This is a genomic window from Comamonas faecalis, from assembly GCF_039538025.1.
Taxonomy (GTDB): domain Bacteria; phylum Pseudomonadota; class Gammaproteobacteria; order Burkholderiales; family Burkholderiaceae_C; genus Comamonas_C; species Comamonas_C faecalis.
The window spans coordinates 49,013-72,874 of the sequence record NZ_BAABBP010000001.1 but is presented as its reverse complement, the minus strand read 5'-3'; the positions used below and the strand labels follow the sequence as shown (position 1 = coordinate 72,874).

General features: G+C 71.2%; 21 protein-coding genes and 1 riboswitch. Of the genes, 3 read left to right on the top strand and 18 right to left on the bottom strand.

Annotated features, from left to right (window positions below):
- Window positions 1-5: 5 nt before the first annotated feature.
- A complete protein-coding gene (gene cbiB / locus ABD767_RS00335; RefSeq protein ID WP_103043621.1) occupies window positions 6-941 on the bottom strand; it encodes an adenosylcobinamide-phosphate synthase CbiB in 936 nt (311 codons plus the stop codon).
- Window positions 942-1,096: 155 nt separating this feature from the next.
- On the opposite strand from cbiB, the gene ABD767_RS00330 reads away from it, so the two are divergent.
- Window positions 1,097-1,789, top strand: a complete 693-nt coding sequence (locus ABD767_RS00330) for a methyltransferase domain-containing protein (RefSeq protein ID WP_103043589.1) — start codon at window positions 1,097-1,099, stop codon at window positions 1,787-1,789.
- 38 nt (window positions 1,790-1,827) lie between these two features.
- Here the strand turns inward: ABD767_RS00330 and bluB are convergent, their stop codons facing one another.
- The 14 genes from bluB to ABD767_RS00260 all read right to left on the bottom strand — a co-directional run bounded on the left by bluB (window position 1,828) and on the right by ABD767_RS00260 (window position 17,923).
- The gene (bluB, locus tag ABD767_RS00325) at window positions 1,828-2,523 is read right to left on the bottom strand and encodes a 5,6-dimethylbenzimidazole synthase (protein ID WP_103043590.1); all 696 of its coding nucleotides are present in this window, start codon (window positions 2,521-2,523) and stop codon (window positions 1,828-1,830) included.
- Window positions 2,513-3,037 carry a methylated-DNA--[protein]-cysteine S-methyltransferase gene (locus ABD767_RS00320; protein WP_103043591.1) on the bottom strand — a complete coding sequence of 175 codons (525 nt, stop codon included), beginning with the start codon at window positions 3,035-3,037 and terminating at the stop codon, window positions 2,513-2,515. The genes bluB and ABD767_RS00320 overlap by 11 nt, the downstream gene beginning before the upstream one ends.
- A gap of 91 nt (window positions 3,038-3,128) precedes the next feature.
- Window positions 3,129-3,617 (bottom strand): vWA domain-containing protein, encoded by a 489-nt coding sequence (locus tag ABD767_RS00315; protein WP_344867502.1) that lies wholly within the window; start codon window positions 3,615-3,617, stop codon window positions 3,129-3,131.
- A gap of 197 nt (window positions 3,618-3,814) precedes the next feature.
- A complete protein-coding gene (locus ABD767_RS00310) occupies window positions 3,815-4,903 on the bottom strand; it encodes an AAA family ATPase (RefSeq protein WP_103043592.1) in 1,089 nt (362 codons plus the stop codon).
- A complete protein-coding gene (cobN, locus tag ABD767_RS00305; protein ID WP_103043593.1) occupies window positions 4,900-8,703 on the bottom strand; it encodes a cobaltochelatase subunit CobN in 3,804 nt (1,267 codons plus the stop codon). The genes ABD767_RS00310 and cobN overlap by 4 nt, the downstream gene beginning before the upstream one ends.
- Before the next feature lies 1 nt (window position 8,704).
- Window positions 8,705-9,754, bottom strand: a complete 1,050-nt coding sequence (gene cobW, locus ABD767_RS00300) for a cobalamin biosynthesis protein CobW (protein ID WP_103043594.1) — start codon at window positions 9,752-9,754, stop codon at window positions 8,705-8,707.
- A gap of 43 nt (window positions 9,755-9,797) precedes the next feature.
- Window positions 9,798-10,631: a helical backbone metal receptor gene (locus ABD767_RS00295; RefSeq protein ID WP_103043595.1), complete on the bottom strand. Its 834-nt coding sequence runs from the start codon at window positions 10,629-10,631 to the stop codon at window positions 9,798-9,800.
- The gene (gene cobO / locus ABD767_RS00290) at window positions 10,631-11,200 is read right to left on the bottom strand and encodes a cob(I)yrinic acid a,c-diamide adenosyltransferase (protein WP_344867492.1); all 570 of its coding nucleotides are present in this window, start codon (window positions 11,198-11,200) and stop codon (window positions 10,631-10,633) included. The genes ABD767_RS00295 and cobO overlap by 1 nt, the downstream gene beginning before the upstream one ends.
- Before the next feature lie 58 nt (window positions 11,201-11,258).
- Window positions 11,259-12,047 carry an ATP-binding cassette domain-containing protein gene (locus tag ABD767_RS00285; protein WP_103043596.1) on the bottom strand — a complete coding sequence of 263 codons (789 nt, stop codon included), beginning with the start codon at window positions 12,045-12,047 and terminating at the stop codon, window positions 11,259-11,261.
- A gap of 11 nt (window positions 12,048-12,058) precedes the next feature.
- Window positions 12,059-13,132 (bottom strand): FecCD family ABC transporter permease, encoded by a 1,074-nt coding sequence (locus tag ABD767_RS00280; RefSeq protein WP_425549879.1) that lies wholly within the window; start codon window positions 13,130-13,132, stop codon window positions 12,059-12,061.
- A gap of 26 nt (window positions 13,133-13,158) precedes the next feature.
- Window positions 13,159-14,076 carry a helical backbone metal receptor gene (locus ABD767_RS00275; protein WP_103043598.1) on the bottom strand — a complete coding sequence of 306 codons (918 nt, stop codon included), beginning with the start codon at window positions 14,074-14,076 and terminating at the stop codon, window positions 13,159-13,161.
- Window positions 14,073-14,702, bottom strand: coding sequence for a bifunctional adenosylcobinamide kinase/adenosylcobinamide-phosphate guanylyltransferase (locus tag ABD767_RS00270; protein WP_103043599.1), 630 nt, complete (start codon window positions 14,700-14,702; stop codon window positions 14,073-14,075). The genes ABD767_RS00275 and ABD767_RS00270 overlap by 4 nt, the downstream gene beginning before the upstream one ends.
- Window positions 14,699-16,042: a cobyrinic acid a,c-diamide synthase CobB gene (locus ABD767_RS00265; protein ID WP_103043600.1), complete on the bottom strand. Its 1,344-nt coding sequence runs from the start codon at window positions 16,040-16,042 to the stop codon at window positions 14,699-14,701. Before ABD767_RS00265 ends, ABD767_RS00270 begins: the two co-directional genes overlap by 4 nt.
- 18 nt (window positions 16,043-16,060) lie before the next feature.
- A complete protein-coding gene (locus ABD767_RS00260; RefSeq protein ID WP_103043601.1) occupies window positions 16,061-17,923 on the bottom strand; it encodes a TonB-dependent receptor domain-containing protein in 1,863 nt (620 codons plus the stop codon).
- An 85-nt stretch (window positions 17,924-18,008) separates the two neighbouring features.
- Window positions 18,009-18,250: riboswitch (cobalamin riboswitch) on the bottom strand.
- A 67-nt stretch (window positions 18,251-18,317) separates the two neighbouring features.
- Here ABD767_RS00260 and ABD767_RS00255 point away from each other — a divergent pair.
- Together ABD767_RS00255 and ABD767_RS00250 are read left to right on the top strand one after the other, a co-directional pair.
- Window positions 18,318-18,542 carry a cell division protein ZapB gene (locus ABD767_RS00255; protein WP_103043602.1) on the top strand — a complete coding sequence of 75 codons (225 nt, stop codon included), beginning with the start codon at window positions 18,318-18,320 and terminating at the stop codon, window positions 18,540-18,542.
- Window positions 18,539-18,877 (top strand): cell division protein ZapA, encoded by a 339-nt coding sequence (locus ABD767_RS00250; protein ID WP_103043603.1) that lies wholly within the window; start codon window positions 18,539-18,541, stop codon window positions 18,875-18,877. Before ABD767_RS00255 ends, ABD767_RS00250 begins: the two co-directional genes overlap by 4 nt.
- A gap of 281 nt (window positions 18,878-19,158) precedes the next feature.
- On the opposite strand, the gene ABD767_RS00245 is transcribed toward ABD767_RS00250, so the two are convergent.
- The 3 genes from ABD767_RS00245 to ABD767_RS00235 all read right to left on the bottom strand — a co-directional run bounded on the left by ABD767_RS00245 (window position 19,159) and on the right by ABD767_RS00235 (window position 23,807).
- The gene (locus tag ABD767_RS00245; RefSeq protein ID WP_103043604.1) at window positions 19,159-21,594 is read right to left on the bottom strand and encodes an EAL domain-containing protein; all 2,436 of its coding nucleotides are present in this window, start codon (window positions 21,592-21,594) and stop codon (window positions 19,159-19,161) included.
- Window positions 21,591-22,940, bottom strand: a complete 1,350-nt coding sequence (locus tag ABD767_RS00240) for a cyclic di-GMP phosphodiesterase (RefSeq protein WP_344867483.1) — start codon at window positions 22,938-22,940, stop codon at window positions 21,591-21,593. Before ABD767_RS00240 ends, ABD767_RS00245 begins: the two co-directional genes overlap by 4 nt.
- 105 nt (window positions 22,941-23,045) lie before the next feature.
- Window positions 23,046-23,807 (bottom strand): urease accessory protein UreH domain-containing protein, encoded by a 762-nt coding sequence (locus ABD767_RS00235; RefSeq protein WP_103043606.1) that lies wholly within the window; start codon window positions 23,805-23,807, stop codon window positions 23,046-23,048.
- Between the last annotated feature and the right edge of the window lie 55 nt (window positions 23,808-23,862).

The window sequence follows — 23,862 nt, the reverse complement described above, 5'->3', positions numbered from 1 at the left end:
CCGTCCTACCTCTTGCCCATCATCCAGACCGCAAACACCAGGGCCACCGCCAGCAGCGGCAACAGCGCCCGCAGCGCCCGGCCCGCCCACAGCACCGCGCGCGCCACGTCGCCCGCCTGCGCCGGCGCGCCCTGGTCATGCAGCACATACACGCCGGGCTTGCCCAGGCGCCGGTCGAGCAGCAGCGCCATCGCCGCCATCGGCCAACCGCCGTTGGGCGACGGCGTCAGCCGCGCCTGGCAGGCCAGCGTGCGCCACGCAAAGGCCGCGCCGCCGCCAAAGCGCGCCACGGCCCACAGCAGCGCGCCGGTGATGCGCGCCGGCAGCCAGGACAGCACGTCGTCGGCGCGCGCCGCCCATTTGCCGGCCCATTGCCAGTGGCGCCCGCCGCGCTGCCCGGGGTAGCCCCACATCGCATCGGCCGTGTTGGCCAGCCGGTACAGCGCAGCGCCGGGCAGGCCCAGCAGCGCAAACCACAGAAGCGGCGCGACGACCGAGTCGCTCAGGTTTTCGGCCAGGGTCTCTATGGCGCTCTCGCGCACCGCGGTGGCGTCCAGCTGCGCGACGTCGCGGCTGACCAGCCAGGACAGGCGCTCGCGCCCCTGCTGCAGCGATTGCGCCAGTGCAGCCTCGACGGCCAGCACCTCGCTGCGCAGCATGCGCCAGGCCAGCAGCGGCTTGAGCAGCAGCGCCAGCACCACCGCGGCCAGCCAAGCGGGCAGCAGCGCCAGCGCCGCCGCTTGCAGCGCCGCGGCCAGCAGCATGGCCAGCGCGGCCAGCACGCACCACGCCAGCGCGCCGCGGGCCCAGGCGCCCAGGTCGCGCCCTGGCGCTGGTGCAACCGGTGCCACCCAGGCGCTGCATGCGCCCAGCGCCCGGCCCATCCAGACCACCGGGTGCAGGCGCACGGGCGGCTCGCCCCAAAGATGGTCGACCGCCATGGCCAGCACCAGCGCCGCGCCCAGCGTGGCGGCGGCATGCCAGGGCGCGAGATGCGCCCAGATCCACGCCTGCGTCACCGGCGCGCCCCAGCGACGCGCGCCGGCAATGGCATGATGGCTTTTCCCATCCCCCCACGGCGCCCCGCCCACACGCCATGACCACCGTGATCTCCGACGAAATCGACCTGCTTGCCCAGCTTCTGCCCGCCCCCGGCCCACGCGTGATCGAGCTGGGCTGCGGCAGCGCCCGCATGGCGCGCCAGATGCTGCAGCGCTGGCCGGACATGAGCTACCTGGGCCTGGAGGTCGATCAGGTGCAGCACGCGCGCAACCTGCAGGACGTGCCGCCGCGCATGCGCTTCGAGGCCGCTGGCGCGCAGGACATTCCGTGTGCCGATGCGCGGTTCGACCTGGCGCTGATGCTCAAGTCGCTGCACCACGTGCCCGTGGACCTGATGGACAAGGCGCTGGCCGAGGTCGCCCGCGTGCTCGCGCCCGGCGGCTACCTGTATGTGTCCGAGCCGGTCTACGCCGGCCCGCTCAACGAGGTCGTGCGCCTGTACAACGACGAGGGCGTGGTTCGCGCTGCCGCGCAGGCGGCGCTCGACCGCGCGCTTGCCGCACCGAACAGCCTCTGGCGCGAGGCGGCGCAGCAGCGCTTTGAAACCCCGGTGAAGTTTGCCGATTTCGACGACTTCGCCCAGCGCATGATGTACCCGAGCTTTGCCAACCACCAGATCACGCCCGCGCTGCGCGACCAGGTGGCCGCCGCCTTTGCGCCGCACTGCACGGCCAGCGGCGCGCACTTTGTGCGGCCCATGCACGTGCGTCTGCTGCAGCGCGCCTGACCCGAAGAATCCTGCGCGCGCCCATCCGGCACCGCGCCTCACGCCTCGCTCACCAGCCAATCGGCGCCCCGGCCCCAGGTGTCGTCGAACACCACCTGCGCCAGCGGCGCGCGCCGCGCCCAACGCTCGCGCTGCAGCATCGGCTCCTCGTAGAAGTCGTGCACCGGCCCCAGGCACAGCAGGGCCACGCAGCGCGCACCATGGGGCAATTGCAGCAATCGCCCAACTTCCTCGGGGTCGAAGATCGACACCCAGCCCATGCCCAGGCCTTCGGCGCGCGCGGCCAGCCACAGGTTCTGGATCGCGCAGGCGACCGAGGCCAAGTCCATCTCGGGCAGCGTGCGCCGGCCGAACACATGGGCCTCGCGCCCGTCCATCAGCGCCACGGCCAGCACCTCGGCCGCGTCCATCAGCCCCTCGACCTTCAGGCGCAGAAAGCCGCTGCGCTGCGCACCCAGCGCGTCGGCCGTGCGCAGGCGTTCGGCCTCGACCAGCGCCTGCAGCTCGCAGCGCAGCGCGCGGCTGCGCACGCGGATGAAACGCCACGGCTGCATGAAGCCCACGCTGGGCGCCAGGTGGGCCGCGGTGAGCAGCCGGGTGAGCAGCTCGTCGGGCACCGCGCCGCCGGCAAAGTGGCGCATGTCGCGCCGCTCGCCGATCACGCGGTACAGCGCCGCGCGCTCGGCCGGGCCGTAGGCGTGCGCGCCCGCAGGGCGCGCCGCGTCAACCGGCATAAAGCCCTTCCAGCGACTGCCCGCCTTCGAGCGCCAGCAGCGCCTCTTTGCGCGGCAGGCCGCCGCCGTAGCCGGTCAGCCGCCCGTTGCTGCCGATGACGCGGTGGCAGGGCACGACGATGCTGATCTTGTTCATGCCGTTGGCGGCCGCCACGGCGCGCGTGGCCGTGGGCTGGCCGATGTGGGCCGCCTCCTGGGCGTAGCTCCAGGTCTGGCCGTAGGGAATCTCCAGCAGCGCGCGCCATACGCGCAGCTGAAACGGCGTTCCCACCAAGTCCAGCGGCAGGTCGAACGCACGGCGCTTGCCGGCAAAGTAGGCCGCCAGCTGGTCGCGCGTGCGCGCAAGCGTCGGGCTGATGCCCGCGTGCGCCGCTCCGCGCGCGGCCTGCACCTGGGCGACCTCGCGCTCCAGGCCCTTCTGGCCGGCAAATTCCAGCAAGCACAGCCCGGTGTCCGACGCCATGGCCAGCATGTCGCCCAGCGGCGTGGGCAGATGGCAGCTCAACAGACTCATCGGTAATACCTCCATGCAATAGCGCCCCTTGACTACGAGCGCGTCCAGACCAGCATACGCCAGTTGCACCGCGGTCGCACCCATTTCCCGGTCACACGCCCTGCGCCGCGTGCAGGTAACGCGCGCCCCAGCGTGCGGCCCAGGCGGCACACTGGCCGGCCGGGCGCAGCGGGTCGTCGAAGTCCACCAGCACCAGTTGCTGCGCGTGCGCCGGGCGCTGCGGCGCGGCCAACGTGCGCCCGTCGGTCAGCAGCCACAGCCACGCACCCCCCGTGCGGCCGCTGCGCGCGGCCTGTGCCAGCAGTTGGTCGGCCTGCGCCAGCGCGTTGTCCAGCGGCGTGCCGCCGCCCCCGCCCAACGGGCGCACCCGCACCACGGCGCTGGCGCGTGCCGGCGCGGGTGGCAGCAGCAGCTGCACGCCCTGGCCACCAAACGACAGCAGGGCCACATGGTCGCCGGCGCGGGCGGCCTGGGCGATCAGCGCGCCCGCCCAGCCCTTGGCCTGCGCCAGCCGCTCGCCGCGCATCGAGCCCGAGGTGTCGAGCACCAGCAGGTGCAGCGCCGGCACGCGCTGGGGCACTCGGCGCCAGCGCAGATGGGGCGCAGCCAGCGGCTGCGGCCCCTTGGCCGTCAGCGTGCGCGGCCAGTCGATCTGCGCGCCTGCCGTCTGGGCGCCGTCGTGCGCCAGCGCCAGGCCGGGGCGTGGCGGCGCATTGGCCGCGCTGCTGCGCCACCGCCAGCTGGCCTGCGCGCGCGGCGCGGCCGGGCTGCGGTGGCTCAGGCTTTTTTTGCGGAGAGCGCCCCGGTGTTGACCCGCCGCACCTGCGTCTCGGGCTCGGGCGCCAGCGCGCCCCAGTCGCCCTCGGGGCGCGGGCGAAGGTTCTGCGCGGTGGGTGCATCTGCCGGCGCCTGCGGCGGCCGGGCGGGTGCGGGCGGCTGCGCCTGGGCTTGCTGCGGGGGCTGCGCCTGCCCGCGGCGGTGCGCCAGCGCCAGCTCGGCCACCGCGTCCACGCTCTCGGGCAGCACTTGGTCGCGCGCCTGCAGCGCCGCCAGCGCACGCGCGGCGCGCAGCATCACCAGGTCGGCGCGCACGCCGTCGACGCTGGCTTGCTGCGCCAGGTCGGCCGCGCGCGCCAGCACCGCGTCGCTCCAGACGAGCTGCGGCAGGCGGGCGCGGGCGTCGGCAATCTGCTGCGCCAGTTGCGCCAGTGCCAGCGCGTGCGCGGCGTGCAGCGCCTCGGGCTCGGACTCGAAGCTCAGGCGGGCGCGCACGATGGCCTGGCGCTCGCGCGCGTCCTGCGGGTTGGCCAGCTGCAGCGACAGGCCGAAGCGGTCGAGCAGTTGCGGGCGCAGCGCGCCCTCCTCGGGGTTCATCGTGCCGATCAGCACGAAGCGCGCCGCGTGCTGGCGCGAAACGCCGTCGCGCTCGACGGTGTTCACGCCGCTGGCGGCAGCGTCCAGCAGCGCGTCGACCAACGCGTCGGGCAACAGGTTGACCTCGTCCACATAGAGCACGCCGCCGTGGGCGCGCGCCAGCAGCCCGGGCGAGAGCACGACGCGCCCGCTTTGCAGCGCGTCCTGCACGCTGAGCGTGCCGACGAGCTGCTCCAGACTGGCCGCCAGCGGCAGCGTGACGAAGGGCGCGCCCGGCAGCAGCGCCGCCAGCGCCCGCGCCGCGGTGGACTTGGCCGTGCCGCGCGGGCCGGCGATCAGCACGCCGCCGATGGCTGGGTCGATGGCGGCGAGCAGCAGCGCACGCTGCAGCGCGTCGTGGCCGACGAGGGCGGTGAACGGAAACGCTGGCGCCGGCGCGTACAGCTGGGTGGCGGCGGTATCTGCCAGAGAGGAGGCGGTGGATGCGGTCATGCGCTCGGCTCGCTGTCTTCCAGGTGTTGTTCCAGCGCCAGCAGGTGCTGGCGGATGCGGTCGCGGTGCGCGCCAGGCTCGGCCCACTGCCCGCGGGCCATGGCTTCGAGCAGGCGCTCGGCCACGCTGCGCAGCGCCTGCGGGTTGTGCTGCCGCAAGAAGGCGCGCGTGTCGTCGTCGTGCAGATAGGCGTCGGCCACCAGCGCGTACTGGTGGTCGGCCACCACATCGGCGGCGGCGTCGAAGGCGAACAGATAGTCCACCGTGGCGGCGATCTCGAACGCGCCCTTGTAGCCATGGCGCTTGACGCCGTCTATCCACTTGGGGTTGACCGCGCGCGAGCGCACCACGCGGGCGACCTCTTCGCTCAGTGGCCGGATGCGCGGCGCGCCGGGCACGCTCAGGTCGCCGTGGTAGAGCGCGGGCAGCGCGCCGGCCAGGTGCTCGACGGCCGCGGCCATGCCGCCGTGGAACTGGTAGTAGTCGTCCGAATCCAGGATGTCGTGCTCGCGGTTGTCCTGGTTGTGCAACACCGCCTGCACGCCCGCCAGGCGCTGGGCAAAGCTGGCCGGCGCGCTCAATCCGGGCGAGTCCTGGCCATAGGCAAAGCTGCCGGCGCGCAGATAGGCCTGGCCCAGGTCGGCGCGGCCCTGCCAGCGGCCGCTGTTGATCAGCTCCTGCAGCCCCGCGCCGTAGCCGCCCGGGCGTGGGCCGAAGACGCGCCAGCTGGCCTGGCGCCGCGCCTGCGCGGGCGTCGCGCCCTGGGCCTGGGCGGCGGCCGCGTCGCGCTGCACGCGGGCGCGGATGGGGTTGACCTCGTCGCTCTCGTCCTCCACCGGGATGGCGGCGACGGCCTGCACCGCGGTGTCGAACAGCGCGATGACGTTGGGAAACGCGTCGCGGAAAAAGCCCGAGACGCGCAGCGTCACGTCCACACGCGGGCGGTCGGCGATGGCCATCGGCAGCACCTCGACGTCGACCACGCGGTTGCTGCCCGGCGCCCATCGGGGGCGCACGCCGATCAGCGCCAGCGCCTGGGCGATGTCCTCGCCGCCCGAGCGCATGGTGCTGGTGCCCCACACCGTCAGGCCCACGCTGTCCGGGTAGCTGCCGTGGTCCTGCAGGTGGCGCTCGATCACGCGCTCGGCGGCCAACCGGCCCATCTCGTAGGCCATGGGCGTGGGCACGGCACGGGTATCGACCGAATAGAAGTTGCGCCCGGTGGGCAGCGTGTCGGGCCGCCCGCGCGAGGGTGCGCCGCTGGGGCCGGCGGGCACGAAGCGCCCCTGCAGGCCGCGCAGCAGCTGGCGCATTTCGTTGGCGCCACTGGCGTCCAGCCGCGGGGCAATGCGCTCGCGCAGGTGCTGCAGCACGGGCGCGGCCTGCGGCCAGGCGGCGGCATGGGGCGCCGGTGCGTCGGGCGCGGCGTGCTCTGCCACCAGGCGCGCGGCCAGCTGCTCCAGGCGCTCGCGCGCGTGGCCGGCGTGGCGCCAGGGCGCATCACTCACCGCCTGCAACAGCGCGGGACGCGGCCCCTGCCAGGGCGCGGCCCAGTCGGGGGTGAGCGGGTCAAACCCGGACAGTCCCAGGTCTGCGGCCAGCGCGGCCAGCAGCCCGCCCTGCCCCGCGCCCTGGCCGCTGGCGTGGCGCGCCAGCGCCACCAGCGTGTCGGTGCGCAGCCGCCCGGCGGGGCTCTGGCCCAGCGTGTGCAAGCCGTCGCGGATCTGCGACTCCTTGATCTCGCACAGATAGGCGTCGAGCCGCGCCAGCAGCGCCTCGCGCGCGGCGTCGGTGGCGGGCGCGTCAAAGCCCAGCTCCTGGTGCAGGCCGGCGGCCACCACCTGTTCGAGCATCACGGCGCGCAGGCGCTGGGCGCGACGCGGGTCGAGCTGCAGCGCGTCGTAGTACTCGTCCATGCTGCGCTCCAGCGCCTGCAGCGGGCCGTAGCTCTCGGCGCGGGTCAGCGCCGGCATCAGGTGGTCGATGATCACCGCCTGCGTGCGCCGCTTGGCCTGGCTGCCCTCGCCCGGGTCGTTGACGATGAAGGGGTACAGGTGGGGCAGCGGCCCGAGGATGGCGTCGGGCCAGCAGTCGGCGCCCAGCGCCACGCTCTTGCCCGGCAGCCATTCCAGGTTGCCGTGCTTGCCCACGTGCACCACCGCATCGACCGCGAACGCGCGGCGCAGCCAGAAGTAGAACGCCAGGTAGCCGTGGGGCGGCACCAGGTCGGCGTCGTGGTAGCGGGTGGCGAGGTCCGCGTCGCGCCCGCGCGCGGGCTGGATGCCGATGAACACTTTGCCCAGCCGCAGGCCCGAGACCATGAAGCGCCCGGCGCGCAGCATCGGGTCCTGCTCGGGCCGGCCCCACAGCTCGTTGATCGCCTGGCGGCTCTCAGGCGCCAGCCACTCGAAGTCGGCCAGGTAGTCGGCCAGCGCCAGGCTCTGGAAGGCCGGGCGGTGGGCATTGGCGTCCAGCGCGTTGGTCACGCCCTGCACCAGGCGGCGCATCAGCGCGTCGCCGTCCTCGGGCAACGGATCGGCGCCCAGGTCGTAGCCCTCGGCCTGCAGCGCGTGCAGGAGGGCCATGGTCGAGGCTGGCGTGTCCAGCCCCACGCCGTTGGCCAGGCGCGCGTCGTCGTGCGGGTAGTTGGCCAGGATCAGCGCGATGCGCTTGTTCGGCGCGGGCAGGCGGCGCAGCGCGCACCAGTTGCGCGCCAGCCGGGCGACGAAGCCGATGCGCTCGGGCTCGGGCTGGTAGCGCACCACGTCCACCTCGGTGCGCTCGCAGCGGTGCGCCAGGCCCTTGAAGCTGACCGCGCGCGTGGTGATGCGCCCGTCCACCTCGGGCAGCACGACGTGCATCGCCAGGTCGCGCGGGCTCAATCCGTGGGGGTCGTCCTGCCACTGCTCGCGCGTGCCACCGGCCATGATGAGCTGCAGCACCGGCGCGTCGCCGGCCAGCAGCACCGGCTCGGGCGGCGCGTCGCCGCTGGCGTCCAGCGAGACGATGGCGAAGCTGGTGGCGTTGAGCACCAGGTCCACGCCCTGCTCGGCCGCCAGCGCCTGCACAGCGGCCAGCGTCGAGGGAGTCTTGAGCGAATCGATGGCCAGCGCCTGCGCGCGCAGGCCCTGCGCCGCCAGCGCGGCCAGCAGCGCGTCGAACACCGCGGTGTTGCCCGACTGCGCATGCGCCCGGTAGAACAACAGCAGCGCCAGCGGCGCATCAGGCGCGACCGGCGGGCAGGCCGGGCCCGCATAGGGCAGCACCGCCGGCAGCGCCCGCGGCGGCGGCGGGCGCTGGCCACGGCCGAAGGCGGCGTGGGCGATCAGCGCGTAAAAGCCCAGCGCGTTGCCCCGCCCGCCGGCGCGCAGCGCGCGCCACAGCTGGTCGCAGTCGGCCGGCGCGGCGGTGCTGCGCAGCAGGAGCTGCCCGTCGGGCTGGTTGTCGCCCGAGAACAGCGCCAGCCACTGGCCCTGCCTGCGCGCCAGCGCCTGCACCTGCTCGACGACGTAGGCCCAGTCGCTGGTCGCGCCCAGGTGGTCGATGACGATGGCGCGCGCATGAACCAGCACGTCGTCGATGTACATGTCGGTCGACGCCGGCTGGCGCAGCCACATCAGGTTGGCCAGGCGCACGCTGGGAAAATCTGCGGGCAGTTGCTGAGCGGCGTCCGAGAGCAGCGACAGCGTCGTGTCGGCGGCGCTCAGGATGACGATGTCGCCCGGCGTCTGCACCACGCGCACCACGCCCTGGCCGCCGTCGTCCACATAGCCGCCGGGGCGCGTCGAGAGCAGGTGCATATCAGGCGTCCAGCGCCGCCTGCAGCTCCTGCTGCAGCGCCGGGCCGTCCAGGTGGTCGCCAATCAGCACCAGGCGCGAGGCGCGCTCCTCGCCCGGCAGCCAGCGGCGGTCGAACTGGCTGTCGAAGCGCTGGCCCACGCCCTGCACCACCAGGCGCATGGCCGCGCCCGGCAGCGCGACGAAGCCCTTGGCGCGGTAAATCTCGTGGCGCTGCACCAGCGCGGCGAGCGCGGCGATCAGCCGGTCGCGGTCGGCGACGGCCAGCGTGACGGCGACCGAGTCGAAGGCGTCGTGGTCGTGGTCTTCCTCCGCGTCGTGGTGGGTCTTGCGCGCGTCGATCACGTCCTCGACCGCGCGGCCCAGGCCCAGCACCAGCTCGGGCACGACCTGCCCGTGGTGGGCGTGCACCAGCTGCACGCCGGCGGGCGTCTCGGCGCGCACCAGCGCCTCGACGCGGGCGACGTCGGCCGCGTCCATGCCTTCGAGCTTGTTGAGCACCACCAGGTCGGCGGTGGCCAGCTGATCCTCGAACAGCTCGGCCAGCGGCGATTCGTGGTCCAGGTTGTCGTCGGCGCGGCGCTGCGCGTCCACCGCCTGCGGGTCGTCGGCAAAGCGGCCGGCGGCCGCCGCCGGCGCGTCGACCACGGTGACCACTGCATCGACGGTGAAGGCGTTGCGGATCTGCGGCCACTGGAAGGCCTGCACCAGCGGCTTGGGCAGCGCCAGGCCCGAGGTCTCGATCACCAGGTGGTCGATCTGCCCACGGCGCGCGGCCAGCTGCTCCATCACCGGCGCGAATTCCTCCTGCACCGTGCAGCACAGGCAGCCGTTGGCCAGCTCGAACAGCTGGCCGTTGTCCTCGCCCGATTCGTCGCAGCCGATGCCGCAGCCGCGCAGCAGCTCGCCGTCGATGCCCAGCGCGCCGAACTCGTTGACGATGACCGCGATGCGCCGGCCCTGGGACTGCGTCAGCAGGTGGCGCAGCAGCGTGGTTTTGCCGGCGCCCAGAAAGCCGGTGACGATGGTGGCGGGGATTTTGTTCAGTTGCATCGGTGTTCCTTCAGTGAATCGCGCAGCGGCGCTGCGCAGTGGTTCAGGGCAGCGCGCGCAGGCAGTCGACCAGCATCTGCGCCGCCTCGCCCAGGCGCGGGCCGGGGCGCTCCAGCAGTGCCATGCGCTCGGCGTCGAGCGCGCAGACCCGGCCGCCCTGCACCGCGGGCAGCTGCGCCCAGCCGGGGCGCTGCGCCAGGTTGGAGAGCATGGCGGCCGGGCCGACGATCAGCTCGGGCCTGCGGCGCACGATCCACTCGGGGTTGATCTTGGGAAACAGCCCCAGATCGCCGCCGACGATGTTGACCAGCCCCAGGCGGGTCAGCGTCTCGCCGATGAAGGTGGCGCTGCTCGCCGCCTTCGGCCCCAGGCCGATCTCGACGTAGACGCTGCGCCCGCGCAGGCGAGCGGGCAGGCGCGCGGCGGCGGCGTCCAGCTCGCGCTCTATCTTTGCGATCAGCGCCTCGGCACGCGCGGGCTCGCCCAGCGTGCGGCCCAGCGCGCGCAGCATGGCCTGCTGGTCGGCATGGGTGCGCACCACAAAGGTCTGCACCGGTATGCCCAGCTCGGCCAGCCGCTCGTCGAGGCGCGAGCGCGGGCCCAGCAGCACCAGGTCGGGGTGCAGCGCGGCAATGCGCTCGATCGACGCGTCGGCCATGCCGCCGATCTTGGGCAGGTTGGCGACCGGGCCGGGGCCGGTGGAATAGCGGTCGGTGCCGACGATGCGGTCGCAGTAGCCCAGCGCGCACACCGCGTCGGTCAACGACGGCGAGACGGTGACAATGCGCTGCTGCGCCTGCGCCGGGCCGGCCGCAAGACAGCCCAGCAGCGCCAGCAGCGGCAGCGGGCGCTGCGCCCGCTCGGGAGCCGCCAGCATCAGTCTTCGATTCCGCGCTGCGCGGGCACGCCGGCCTTGAAGTGGTGCTTGATCAGCGTCATCTCGGTGACGGTGTCGGCCAGGTCGATCAACTCCTGCGGCGCGCCGCGGCCGGTCAACACCACGTGCACATGGCCGGGGCGCTCGCGCAGGCAGGCCAGCACGTCGGCCAGTTGCAGCCAGCCGTAGCGCAGCGGGTACATGATTTCGTCGAGCACCACCATGAACAGCTCGCCGCCGCGGATGCTGGCCTCGGCCTTGGCCCAGCCGTCGCGCGCCAGTTGCGCCGAATGCTCCAGGTCGCGGCTCTTCCAGGAAAAGCCATCGCCCAGCCCTTCGATGGGCACGCCCAGCTGCTCGAACAGGCGGTGCTCGCCAAAGCGCGCCGACGGCACCTTCATGAACTGGTAGACCTTGACGGCCTTGCCGCGCCCGTGCGCGCGCAGCGCCAGGCCGAAGGCGGCCGTGCTTTTGCCCTTGCCGTTGCCGGTGTGCACCAGCACCAGGCCGCGGCGCTCGCCCTGGGGTTTGGGGGTGTCGCGGTGAATGGGAGGGGCTTCGATTTCCATGTCTCTTTCCTTTACGGGAGCCAGGCGCCACTGCGGGCGCGGGTTGAAATTGCATCGGTCAGCACGGCAGCGCCACCCACTGGCCGGCCAGCGAGTGCACGGCCACGCGGCGGTCGAACACCTGCTCGACCGCGCGGTGGGTGCGCTCGTCGGCGCAGCCGCCGTGGTGCACCACCTGGCCGGCGCGCATCACCACCAATTCGTCGGCGGCCAGCGCCATGCCCACCTCATGCAGCACGCTGACCACGGTGCAGCCGCGCGCCACCTCATTGCGCACCAGCGCCAGCCAGTCGGCCTGGTGCGGCGGATCCAGATTGGCCAGCGGCTCGTCCATCAGCAGCACGCGCGCCTGCACCGCCAGCACGCGCGCCAGCAACACGCGCTGGCGCTCGCCGCCCGACAGCTGCGCCAGCGGCCGATCGCGCCAGTCCCAGGCCTGGGTGGCGCGCAACGCCTGCTCGACGGCGGCGTGGTCGGCGGCGCTGGCCGGCTGCATCCAGCGCTGGTGCGGCAGCCGCCCAAGCATCGCCACGTCGTAGACGCGCAGGTCGTCGGCCGTGGCCTCGTTCTGGCCCAGCCAGGCCAGCGCCAGCGCGCGCTCGCGCCGGCCCCAGGCGCGCAGCTCGCGCCCCAGCAGCAGCACCTGGCCGCTGGCAGGCGCCAGCAGCCCGGCCAGCACCTTGAGCAGCGTGGACTTGCCCGCGCCGTTGGGGCCGACGATGGAGGTCCAGCGGCCCTCGGCCAGCGCCAGGTCCACGCTCTGCAAAATGGGGCGCGCGCCATAGGCCACGCCCACGCGGCGCGCGACCAGCGCGGCGTCGTGGCTGGTTTTGTGCTCGGCCTGCATCGGCTCGGCGCTCACAGCACGCCTCCCGCGCCGGTGCGCCGGTGCATCAGCCACAGCAGGTAGCCGCCGCCGAGCACCGCGGTCAGCACGCCCACCGGCAGCTCCTGCGGCGCCAGCAGCCCGCGCGCCAGCAGGTCGGCGCCGGCCAGCAGCGCCGCGCCCATCAGGCTGGCCAGCCACATCAGCCGGCCATGGGTGACATGCACCGCCGCGCGCACCAAATGGGGCGCGGCCAGGCCGACGAAGGCGATCAGCCCGGTCTGCGCCACCGCGGTGCCGGTGGCCAGCGCCAGCACCGCCACCAGCGCCGCGCGCAGCGGCGCCAGACGCAGGCCCAGGCTGAGCGCGGTCGATTCGCCCAGCGCCAGCGCGTCCAGCGTGCGCGACAATGCCCAGGCCGCGGCCAGGCTGGGCAGCCACACGGCCAGCATCAGCAGGCACGAGGTCCAGCCGACGAAGCCCGTCGAACCCAGCAGAAAACCCTGCATGGCCTGCAGCGAATCGGGCGACAGCAGCAGGATGAGCGAAGTGCACGCGCCCAGCACCACGCCGACGACCACGCCCGCCAGCAGCAGGCGCAGCGTGTGCTGCACGCCGCGCGCCAGCGCCAGCGTCAGCAGCACCGCGGCCACCGCGCCGACGAAGGCCGCGCCCGTGAGCCCCAGGCGCACCAGCCAGTGGCCCGAATACACCGAGACCACGGCCACGCTGGTGGATGCGCCCAGCATGCCGCCGGCGCCGCCCATCAGCGCCAGCACCGCGGCCACGCCCAGCGACGCGCCCGAGGCGCTGCCCAGCAGATAGGGGTCGGCCAGCGGGTTGCGAAACAGCCCCTGCGCCACCGCGCCGGCCAGGCCCAGCAGCGCGCCGGCGGCCCAGGCGCCCAGCGTGCGCGGCAGGCGGATGTCCCAGACGATCTGGCGCGCCATGGCGGCCTGCGCACCCTCGCCCGACCACAGCGGGCGCAGGCTCTCCACGCCGGTGCTGCCCACGGCAAGGCCCGCCAGCAGCAGCGCCGCGCCCAGCGCCAGCAGCACCAGCGTGAGCCAGTGCCCGGCGCTGCGCGGCACGGCCGGCGCGCGCACGCGGCTCAAGGGGCGAACCGATGTGTTCACCGCGCCGCCCCCTGCCCGGCCGCCGCGCCGGCGTTGCGGCGCAGGCAGTCGGCCATCAGCCGCGCGCCCTCGTCCATGCGCGGGCCGGGACGGATCAGCATGTCCGACTCCTGCGCATTGAACACGCAGACATGGCCCTGGCGCAGCGCGCGCATCGCGCTCCAGCCCGGGCGCGCCAGCAATCCGTCGGCACTGCGCGCGCCGACCATGACCACGTCGGGGTCGGCGCGCACGACGAACTCGGGGTTGATCTTGGGGAACGGCCCCAGTGACGCCGGCAGCACGTTGCGCGCGCCCAGGCGCGCCAGCGTCTGGCCGATGAACGACGCCTCGCCCGCGCCGAACGGCCCGGGGCTGACCTCGAAATACACGCGCAGGCCGCGCGCCTGGGGCGGCAGCGAGCGCGCCTGCGCATCAACCGCGGCGTCGATGCGCTGCCAGACCTGCTGCGCACCGTCGACGCCCAGCAACTGCCCCAGCTTGGTGATGACGCGCTGCACGTCGGCATGGGTCTTGGGCTCCAGCGCCGCCACCGGCACGCCCAGCGCGCGCAGGCGCTCGGCCGCGCGCGAGGAGGCGCTCATCAGCACCAGGTCCGGGCGCAACGCCACGACCATCTCGATGTTCGGATCCAGCCCACCGCCCACCTGCGGCAGCTGCTGCACGCTGGCGGGCCAGTTGGTGTAGCGGTCCACGCCCACCAGCCGGCCGCACGCGCCCAGCGCGCACACCGTCTCGGCCAGCGAGGGCAGCAGGCTGACGATGCGCTGCGGCGGCTGCGCCAGCACGACCGTCTGGCCGCGGTCGTCGACCACCTGCACCGGCTGCGCCTGCGCCGCGCCGAACATCAGCAGCAACAGGGCCAGCAGCACGGCAACGACGATCAGGATGCGCTTGGGCGGCGTGGGCTTCATGGCGCTTCGTCCTTCAGGGCCAGCGGCAGGCCGGCGGCCATCAGCGTCACCCGCGTGCAGGCCGCCGCCACCTGCTGGTTGAGCCGGCCGAGCGCGTCGACAAAGGCGCGCACCTCGCGCCCGAGCGGAATCACGCCCAGGCCGATCTCGTTGCCCACCAGCACGACCGGGCCGGGGGCTTGCTGCAAGACCTTCAAAAACAGAGCTGCCTGTGCCGGCCAGTCCTGAGCCTCATCGGTACTTGCTCCTTCCCCCTTTGGGGGAAGGTTGGGATGGGGGCCGCCCCCCGGCGCCACCGGCATCAACCAGTTCGTCAGCCACAGCGTCAGGCAATCGACCACCACCAGCGCCTGCGGGCTGCCCACGCGCGCCAGCGCCCCCGCCAGATCGCGCGGCTCCTCCAGCGTCAGCATGCCGGGCACGCGCTCGGCGCGGTCGCGCTGGTGGCGCGCGATGCGCTCGGCCATCTCTTCGTCCCAGGCCTGGCCGGTGGCGATGAGCACCGCGCGGTGCGTCGGCGACTGCGCCAGCCACTGGCGCGCCAGCAGCTCGGCGCGGCGCGACTTGCCGCTTTTCTGCCCGCCCAGGATCAGCTCGCTGCGCGCGATGGACAGGTCTGCAGTCATGGCGCCTCCGCGGTGAACAGCGCCGCCGTGGCCTCGGGGCTGGAGGCAAACCAGGCGTGAAAGAAGCTGGCGCGCACGCTGCCCTGCCGGTACAGCGCCTCGCCCGCGCCCGGCGCCGGCATCTGCCCCGGCCGCGCGCTGCGCGTGGCCACGGGCGCGGCGCTGTCCAGCGTCGCGTAATGAAAGGTATGGCCACGCAGCACGCCCGCATCCAGCGCCAGCTGCTGCGGCCCCAGCCCCGCCAGGCGCTGCTGCAGCACGGCCCGCCCGGGCAGCAGGCCCCACAGCGGCTGCACGTGGCCGTCCGGCAGCGCGATCGACTCGGCCAGCGCCAGCATGCCGCCACACTCGGCCCACACCGGCCGGCCTGCGTCAACATGCACGCGCAGGTCCTGCTGCAACGTGGCGTTGGCGGCAATCTGCGCGGCGTGCAGCTCCGGATAGCCGCCAGGCAGCCACAGCGCATCGCACGCCGGCAGGCGGTCGCCGGCCAGCGGCGAGAAGAACACCACGCGGGCGCCCAGCCGCTCCAGGGTCTGGATGTTGGCCGGGTAGATGAAGGCAAAGGCCGCGTCGCGCGCCACCGCCACGGTGCGCCCGGCCAGTAGCGGCGGTACGACGGCCGGCGGCTGCGGCGCGAAATCGACCGCAAAGCACTGCAGCGCCGCCGCGTCCATCCGGCCCAGCGGCGTGGCGGCCAGCGCGTCGGCGGCGGCGTCCAGGCGCTCCAGCGCATCGGGCAGCTCGTGCGCCGCGACCAGGCCCAGGTGCCGCTCGGGCAGCAGCGGCCCGCCGCCCTCGCCCGCCAATCGAGGCAATGCGCCCAGCCAGTCGGCGCCATCCTTCAGGCCATCGCGCAACATCTGAGCGTGGCGTTCACCGGCCACACGGTTGGCCAGCACGCCGGCCCAGGGCAGGCCGGCGCGGTAGGTCTTGAGGCCATGGACGATGGCACCCAGCGTGCCGCCCATGGCTTGTGCATCGACCACGGCGAGCACCGGCATGCCGAAATACTCTGCCAAATCGGCCACGCTGTCCGCGCCGTCGAACAGGCCCATCACGCCCTCGACCAGGATCAGGTCGGCCTCGCGCGCCGCAGCATGCAGGCGCGCAGCGCAGTCCTCGGGGCCGGTCATCCACAGGTCGAGCTGCTCGACCGGCGCGCCGCTGGCCAGTTGGTGCCAGTGCGGGTCGAGGTAGTCCGGCCCGCACTTGAACACCCGCACGCGCCGCCCCTGCCGCGCGTGCAGGCGCGCCAGCGCGGCGGTGACGGTGGTCTTGCCCTGGCCGGAGGCACAGGCGGCAATCACCAGGGCGGGGCAGCGGGCTGAGATGGTCATCGCGTCTTCAATGCCGCGTCAGTACTGCGGCGCCCATTTCAGGCCGACGTAGAAGGTGCGGCCTGCGGTGGCGTAGTCCTTGGCCAGCACGTAGTCGCGGTCATTCAGGTTGTCCACGCGCGCCACCAGCTGCCAATCGCGCGCGAGGCGGGTGGAGGCACTCAGGTTGAGCATCCCATAACCCCCAAGCACCGTCGTATTCGCCGGGTTGTCATAGCGACGGCTGGCCAATTGCCACTCGCCACCCAGATTCCACCCTGCGAGGGCCGTTTCGGCGCCCAACGTGGCATAGCGCTTGGAACGGCGCGCCAGCAGCTTGCCCGTGTCACGGTCGCGGGGGTTTTGCCAGTCGATCGAGCCGTGCAGCAGAACCTGGCCCAGTTTGGTCGCTCCGGCCAGGGTTACGCCCTCCAGTTGCGCCTTGCCTACGTTGGCATAGCAACCCGGGTACATGCCAGCACTCCCCCCCGGGCACGGCCCCGGCCCCGAAACATAATTGATCAGGTTGCTGACCCTGTTGCGGTAGGCCGTCAACGACACGCCATGAACACCGTCCTGCCAGTGCAATCCCAGTTCTGCATTGCGGCTGGTCTCGGGTTGCAGCGTGGCATCGCCGTAGTCGCTGAAACGCTGATACAGCGTAGGCGCCCGGAACGCAGTGCCCACCGAGGCCGTGGCGCGCCAGTTCTTGACGAACTCATAGCCATAGGCGGCACTGCCCGTGGTCTTGCCGCCAAATTCACTGTCGCGATCATGCCGTGCATTGAGCTGCAGCGTATGGGCGCCGGTACGCAGGCCATAGCCCAGCGCCAGCGCGTTTTGCGCACGTTGACGATCATGGTCGATCGATGTGCTCTCCAGGTGGTCTTCTCGCCGCTCCAATGTCGCGCTCAACTGGTGAATGCCGAAGTGCCAGTCGTTCTGGAAGAGGTAGCCGCGCAGGCGGGTCTCGGTCAAATAGGGCGAGGGCCGGGTTTCATAGCGGTCGCGCGACTCGGAAACAGACAGGCGGGTGCTGTAGTGCTCCGTCCAGCGCGCCTGCCAGTTCAAGCCCAGCGCCTGGGTGCGCCGCAGGTTGCGGTCATCGGCGGCGCTGGTGTCATAGCCACTGTTGGTGTCGTTGTACAGCAACGAGCCTTCCAGCCGGTGCGCGTCGTCGATTTGAAAGCCAAGGCGGCCGTTGGCGGCGGTGCTGCGGTAGCCGTCACGGTCGGGGTTGTGGCCAGCGTTGGTCTTGCTGTCAAAGCCCTTGCTGGTCTCGCGCGCCACGCCAAGCGCGTAGTCCCACGCGCCCGTGGCGCCGCTCACGCCCGCCTCGCCGCGCCAAGTGCCGTGCGATCCCGCGCCAACACCCACATAGGGCGCCATGCCGGCCTCGCCCTTCTTGGTAAAGATCTGAACGACACCGGCAATCGAATCCGAGCCATACACCGCTGCGGCGGGGCCACGCAGCACTTCGATTCGATCGACCATCGACAGCGGCAAAGCCTCCCAGCTCGCACCACCGCTGCCGGCCTGGGAATCCATGCGAATGCCGTCGACGTACACGGCGGTGTAGTTGGTGGACGCGCCGCGCAGGTACAGGCTGGAGCTGGTGCCTGGCCCGCCATTGCGCACGAACTGCACACCCGGCAACCGCGCCAGCACGTCCACCAGGCCGGTGGCACCGCTGCGTTCTATGGTTTCACGGTCGACGATGGACACGTCGGCCACGACGTCGGTCAAAGGTTGCGCGATGCGCGTGGCGGTCACCACGGTCTCCTGCAACTGGCTGGCGGGCGTGAGCAGCGCCACCTGGGTCTGCGCCTGGACTGCCACGGCAGCGCACAGCGCCAAAGGCAGGGCGGCCATGCGCATCGGAATGGAACGAGAAATCGACATGGGAAATAAATAAGAATCGTCGCCACCACCGACCTCCCCGTCGGCATCTGGGCACCACGGCCTCGTCGCGCTTGCAGACAGGCGCGTCAAAACCACCGTGTTGGCCGGTATCCGGGCTGGCGAAACGCCCTGGCAGCGCCTTCCCAAGCACTTGTTCAAGGCGCTCAGTGGCTGTGTTGCTGGAGGGTGGACCGGTGCGATCCGTTCGCTGACCGTTGCGGGGGCAGCGCAGGCTCGGCGCCACCGTGGCGGTGGCTACCTCCCTGCTTCCCGTTGAACTGCGGCGTGTGAACCACGACCGCGAGCACCAACGCCGGCGATTCTATCGCTGTCTGGCGCGCCACTTCCTTGGAGCGCATTGACAATCTCGGCACGCTCTTACAATACCGGCCCTATGGCCTCACCCTCTCCCATCGATCAGGTCGCCGAGCGCATCGAGCGCCTGCTGCTGCGCCACGCCGAGTTGCAGCGCACCAATGCGCTGCTGTCCGAGCAGGTGGCAACGCTGACGCAGGAGCGCGACTCGCTCAGGTCGCGCCTGCAGGCGGCGCGCGCGCGCATCAACACATTGATCGAGCGCCTGCCCAGCGCCTCACAGGATCAGGAGCAGCAGCCATGACGTCCCGACAGATCGAAGTGCAGATCCTGCAGCAAAGCTATCTTCTGGCCTGCCCCGAGGGGCAGGAGACGCGGCTGCTGGAGGCGGTCGAGCGCGTGGATACGGCGATGACGCGCATCCGCGACGCGGGCAAGGTACGTGCACGCGAGCGCATCGCGGTGCTGGCGGCGCTCAATCTGGCTTTCGAGATTGCCGACCAGCACGCGGCGGCGGCCAGTACGCCCGCCCCGGCGCCGCGCGACGATGACGCGCTGGCGCCTGAAGACGGCGCGCGGCTGCAAGCACTGGCCGCGCGCCTGGACGAGGTGTTGGGCGACGACGGGCGCCTGCTGTAGGCGGCTGGCCTTTTCGGCCCATGTTGCACTGCGAATCGGGGGCACGCGGCGGATGAATTTGCCGCCGGCAGGGCTTACAATGAAATCGTCTGCGGAGTTGCCGGGCTTTATAGTTCCTTGAACCAATGCTCCTTGAGCTCGGGTCTGGTACATCGCCTGGCGGGCGTGATCATCTCGCGTCAGATGAACCCAACGCCTAGCTGCCCGGACCCACCTGAACCCCCGGTTCAGGATGACGGCCCGGCACCTTCCGCAGACACCTTCCCTTTTTTGAGCGCCAGCTACCCTTGCTGGCAGGTGGCGCGCAGTTTGACGCCCAGTTCTGCCGCAGGCAGCGCCGGCGCGCACAGAAACCCCTGGAAGCTGTCGCAGGCCATGTCCTGCAGGATCTTGCGCTGCGCTTCGGTCTCGACGCCTTCGGCCACCACCTTCATGCGCAGGGCGCTGCCCATGTTCAAAATGGCCTGCACGATGACCAGGTCGTCGCCGTCTTCGGCCAGCCCCTGCACGAAGGAGCGGTCGATTTTCAGCTTGTAGATGGGCAGGCGCTTGAGGTAGGCCAGGCTTGAGTAGCCGGTGCCGAAATCGTCGATGGACAGCCCCACGCCCAGTTGCGCCAGGGCGCTCAGCAGGTGCTCCATCTCCTGTGCGTCCTGCAGCAGAATGCTCTCGGTCAGCTCCAGCTCCAGCAGGTAGGCCGGCAGGCCGGCAGCGGCCAGCAGCCGGGCCACGCGCTCGACATAGCCGGGCTGGCGAAATTCCAGCGCCGAGACGTTGACCGACACCGCCAGCGGCGTGCCCGCCTGCAGCCAGTGCAGCGCCTGCTGCACGGCCTGCTCCATCACCCACTCGCCCAGCGTGACGATGTAGCCCGACTCCTCCGCCAACGGGATGAACACGCTGGGCGCGATGGCACCGATCTCGGGATCGGTCCAGCGCAGCAGCGCCTCTGCGCCAACGATGTCGCCGCTGGTCAGGCTGACCTGGGGCTGGTAGTGCACCCGCATGTGGCCCTGACCCAGGGCCTGGCGCATCGCGTGTTCGAGCTTGATGCGCGGCAGCAGGTCGGCGTTCATCTGCGGCTGGTAGAAGCCGTAGTTGCCGCGCCCGCGCTCCTTGATGCGGTACATCGCGATATCGGCCTGCTTGATCAGGTCGTCCAGCGTCTCGCCGTCGGTGGGGTACAGGCTCAGGCCCATGCTGCACTGCACCGAGAACTTGAGCTCGTCGAGCATGAACGGGTAGCTCATGGTCTCCAGCACGCGCTGGGCCACTTTTTGCGCCACCGAGGTGCCCGCGCCGTGCAAATAGATCACGAACTCGTCGCCGCCCAGCCGGCACAGCATGTCCACCGGGCGCAGGCAGGTCTGCAGGCGCTGTGCGACCAGCTTGAGCACCCGATCGCCAAAGGTGTGCCCCAGCGAGTCGTTGACGATCTTGAACCGATCCAGGTCCAGAAAGCAGATGGCAAAGCTCTGGCCCTGGCTGCGGGCCTGCTCGATCGCGGTGTTGACCCGCTGGCGCAGCATCAGGCGGTTGGGCAGGCCGGTGAGCACGTCGGTGTAGGCCAGCTCCTCGATGCGTTTTTGCGCCGCGTGCTGCGCGGTCAGGTCACGCAGAAAGCCGATGCTTTGCGTCAACCGCCCGGTCGCGTCGCGCAGCGCCACCCACGACAGCCAGACGACGCAGGGCGTGCCGTCGCTCGTCGGCAGGTGCAGTTCACCCTTCCAGACGCCGCAGTCCTTCCATTGCTGCTCGACCTGCGCCATGAAGGCGCTGGACGAGCGCGCATCGCACAGCAGATCGATGGCCGGGCGCTCCAGCACCTCTTGTGCAAACTGGCCCAGCAGTTGTTCTCCGCTGGGGTTGATGCGCACCACCTGGTGGCGCGCGTCGGCAATGAAAATGGCGTCCAGGCTGGACTCGAACGATTGCGCCGCCAGGCGCAGGTCGGCCTGATCCTGCAACTGCTGCGTGATGTCGCGAAAGGTGAAGATGCGTCCAACGGCGCGCCCCTTGACGCGCTGCGCCATCGAGCGGCGCTCGACGATCGTGCCGTCGTTCAAGTGCAACACGTCATGGCTTTCGTGCAGCGGGTCGAGCGTGATTTCGGTCAGCCGCTGCTCATAGGCCTGGGGGTCGGGCACCTGCTCGCGCATGAACGCGCTCATGGCTGGGGTGTTGCGCTTGCGCACCAGTGCGCGCGGCAGCTTCCAAATCTGCACCAGGCGCTCGTTGAACACGCGAATGCTGCCGTCCAGATTGCAACTGAGCACGCCGTCGGCGGCCGAGTCGAGCGTGGCCTTGAGCTCGGACTGCACCGCCTCCAGATCCTGCTCGCTGCGCTGCAGCGCAGTGATGCCGAGCATGGTCATCAACAGCCAGGGCCCGCCATCGGCCGGCGGGGCGTCCAGGCGCACGACGCGCCGCTGCACTGGCACCAGGCCATGGTTGCCGCGGTGCTCTACCACGGTACGCGAATGGATGCCGCGGCCGATCTCGGCCAGATCCTGGCCCCAGAAGACCAGGTCTTCGGGCGTGATCGCCAGCTCGCGCACCGCCAGGCCCTGCATGGCGTCAAGGTCGCGCCCGGTCAGCTGGGCTGCCTGGGCATTGGCGTAGCAAATGCGCAGGTCGCCGCCGTTGATCAGCCACGCGGCAACGTCCAGGCTGTCAACGATGCTGCGCCATGGCAAGGCGGACTGCGCGCGGGTCATGGCGCCTTGCCCTCCTCTGGCGGATCGGTGCGGACATTTTCAAAGAAATAGCAAAAATACTGCCGCACCGCGAAAAATTCGAGCATGTGCTGCGGCAGTTGCTCGGGCTTGAGGCTGCGCACGATGCCCAGGCCCTGGGCTTGCGCCAGATCGAGCAGCTGCGTGCGCGCCTCGTCTTCACCAAGGGCTGGATCGAACACCAGCACGCTGGGGCGCAGCGGATGGCGCGCATCGACCAGCACCACCTGCGCGTAGCGTTCGTCAGTGAGCTGCACCAGCGAGCCCGGCGGGTAGACGCCCATCATGCGGATGAACACCTCCAGCACCCAAGGGTCGAAGCGCGAGCGCTCGCGGGCATACATCTGCGCCAGCGCGTTGTGCGGCGTCAGCGACTGGCGACCATGCAACGGGTTGCACAGGCGGTCGTAGGCATTGACCACGGCCACGATCTTGCCCCACAGGCGCATGTCCTGGTCGCGCAGACGGCGCGGAAACCCGCTGCCGTCGGCCATTTCATGGTGCTGGGCAATGGCCTGCAGCACCTCCTCGTCCCAGCCCATGCGAGCACACAGGTCAACCGAAAAGGCTACGTGCTCCTCATAGCGCCTGAGGTCGGCCGGCGCCAGCGCCGTGCCGGGCTCGGCGATGTGCAGCGGCAGCAGCATCTTGCCCAGGTCATGCTGCAGCGCGGCCGCGGCCACGCCGCGCAATGCCTGCGCTGCCTCGCCCAGCGCATTGGCCAGCATGGTGGACAGCACCATCACGTTGACCGCGTGCATGGCGGTGCGCGAGCCATGGACGTCGGGCAGCAGCCGTATGGCAAAGGGCTGGGCGCCCAGCAGCTCGGCAACGAAGTCCTCGACCAGCGCCTGCACCTGCATGCGCGCCTCGGCGGGCGCAACCATCACCGTGCTGCACACTCCCTGGTACAGATCGGCCAGGCGGTAATACTGCTCTTCGCACGCCACAAAGGCGGTGTCCCATTCTTCGCGGGGGTTGAGCAGTGCCCGCTCCCGGTCTGCCCTGTCTCGCGCCGATGGGGTCAATGGGGTCGGCGCCGTTGCCGTTTGTGATGGATCGTTTTCGCTGGATTCGTCTTCTGCCAGCGGCACTTCCTGCGCATCCTGGCCCTGAACTGCGTCCGCTGCGATTTCGATGGTGCTTTTTTCCGGAATCACGCGCACCTGCCTCAGTCCAAGCTGGCGAAGCTGGGTAATCTGCTCGCGCGAAGTCAGAAGAAAACTGCTTTTCGGGAAAGGATGATTCAGCCAGCCGACCTTCAGCTGAACATACATGCCCACGCGCAGTTTCTCGATTTCAATCAGGACGGGGACGGACAAAGGCACTTCTGAATATTTCGCGGCAAACGAAACGTTACAACCGTATACCGCTTCATTATGGAGCTTTTACAAGTGCTGGAAAGTGTAGTCCAACCCTGTCCTGTCGCCATCCTACGACACGCACCAGGGCGCAGGTTGCCCGTGGACGACGTCCATCCACAGCGCCCACGCCCCCATGGTGCACAAAATGGCTCCCGCCACGCGCATGCCCAATCCCGCGCGCACCTGGGCCAGCCGCTGGTGCAACTGCCCCAGCGCCCAGGGGCCGGCAATCAGCCACAGCGCACTGCCCAGGCCGAACAGTGCCATACAGGCAAAGCCATTGACCACGCTGCCGCTCAATGCGGCCATCAAGAGTGCGCTGTAGAGCAGCCCGCATGGCAACAATGCCCAGGCCATGCCCGTGACGAACAGGCCGGTGGTGTGCTGCGTCCAGGGACGCACCCACTGCCACAGCGTGCGCCCCGCTCCCTCGATCCATGCCGGCTGACGCGCCTGCAACAGCATCAGCAGCCCCCAGGCCAGGATCAGCACATGCATCAGCGTCCACAGCGGGCGCAGGCCCGGACTGAAGTCCGCGAGCCAGACCAGCCTGTCCATGGCCAGCGCGGCCAATGCACCGGCCGCGCCGTAACCGAGCAGACGCCCCAGGTGAAAGCCCAGCAGGCGCGCGCCGAGCCGGCGTGCTGGCGCTGCACCGCCCCCTTGGATTCGGGTCAGCGTCAGCGCCCCTCCCGCTACCGCCTGGCCCTCGTCTTCACCCTTGTGCAACTGGCCCGTCAAAGCTGCACAGGGGGCGGCACACATCACCAGGCAGTGAGCACCACCCGTCAAACCCATGAACAAGGCCGTCGAGGCCAGAGCTAGCAACATGGAGGGTAATCCGCCGGGTGTCGGGCGGCATGCGCCCGCTCGACCGCGCCGGGAC

What these genes read in the sequence shown, in the direction of transcription:
- cbiB (WP_103043621.1), bottom strand. Translation starts at nt 941, where the DNA reads ATGGCGGTCGACCATCTTTGGGGCGAGCCGCCCGTGCGCCTGCACCCG.
- ABD767_RS00330 (WP_103043589.1), top strand. Translation starts at nt 1,097, where the DNA reads ATGACCACCGTGATCTCCGACGAAATCGACCTGCTTGCCCAGCTTCTG.
- bluB (WP_103043590.1), bottom strand. Translation starts at nt 2,523, where the DNA reads ATGCCGGTTGACGCGGCGCGCCCTGCGGGCGCGCACGCCTACGGCCCG.
- ABD767_RS00320 (WP_103043591.1), bottom strand. Translation starts at nt 3,037, where the DNA reads ATGAGTCTGTTGAGCTGCCATCTGCCCACGCCGCTGGGCGACATGCTG.
- ABD767_RS00310 (WP_103043592.1), bottom strand. Translation starts at nt 4,903, where the DNA reads ATGACCGCATCCACCGCCTCCTCTCTGGCAGATACCGCCGCCACCCAG.
- cobN (WP_103043593.1), bottom strand. Translation starts at nt 8,703, where the DNA reads ATGCACCTGCTCTCGACGCGCCCCGGCGGCTATGTGGACGACGGCGGC.
- cobW (WP_103043594.1), bottom strand. Translation starts at nt 9,754, where the DNA reads ATGCAACTGAACAAAATCCCCGCCACCATCGTCACCGGCTTTCTGGGC.
- ABD767_RS00295 (WP_103043595.1), bottom strand. Translation starts at nt 10,631, where the DNA reads ATGCTGGCGGCTCCCGAGCGGGCGCAGCGCCCGCTGCCGCTGCTGGCG.
- cobO (WP_344867492.1), bottom strand. Translation starts at nt 11,200, where the DNA reads ATGGAAATCGAAGCCCCTCCCATTCACCGCGACACCCCCAAACCCCAG.
- ABD767_RS00285 (WP_103043596.1), bottom strand. Translation starts at nt 12,047, where the DNA reads ATGCAGGCCGAGCACAAAACCAGCCACGACGCCGCGCTGGTCGCGCGC.
- ABD767_RS00275 (WP_103043598.1), bottom strand. Translation starts at nt 14,076, where the DNA reads ATGAAGCCCACGCCGCCCAAGCGCATCCTGATCGTCGTTGCCGTGCTG.
- ABD767_RS00270 (WP_103043599.1), bottom strand. Translation starts at nt 14,702, where the DNA reads ATGACTGCAGACCTGTCCATCGCGCGCAGCGAGCTGATCCTGGGCGGG.
- ABD767_RS00265 (WP_103043600.1), bottom strand. Translation starts at nt 16,042, where the DNA reads ATGACCATCTCAGCCCGCTGCCCCGCCCTGGTGATTGCCGCCTGTGCC.
- ABD767_RS00260 (WP_103043601.1), bottom strand. Translation starts at nt 17,923, where the DNA reads ATGTCGATTTCTCGTTCCATTCCGATGCGCATGGCCGCCCTGCCTTTG.
- ABD767_RS00255 (WP_103043602.1), top strand. Translation starts at nt 18,318, where the DNA reads ATGGCCTCACCCTCTCCCATCGATCAGGTCGCCGAGCGCATCGAGCGC.
- ABD767_RS00250 (WP_103043603.1), top strand. Translation starts at nt 18,539, where the DNA reads ATGACGTCCCGACAGATCGAAGTGCAGATCCTGCAGCAAAGCTATCTT.
- ABD767_RS00245 (WP_103043604.1), bottom strand. Translation starts at nt 21,594, where the DNA reads ATGACCCGCGCGCAGTCCGCCTTGCCATGGCGCAGCATCGTTGACAGC.
- ABD767_RS00235 (WP_103043606.1), bottom strand. Translation starts at nt 23,807, where the DNA reads ATGTTGCTAGCTCTGGCCTCGACGGCCTTGTTCATGGGTTTGACGGGT.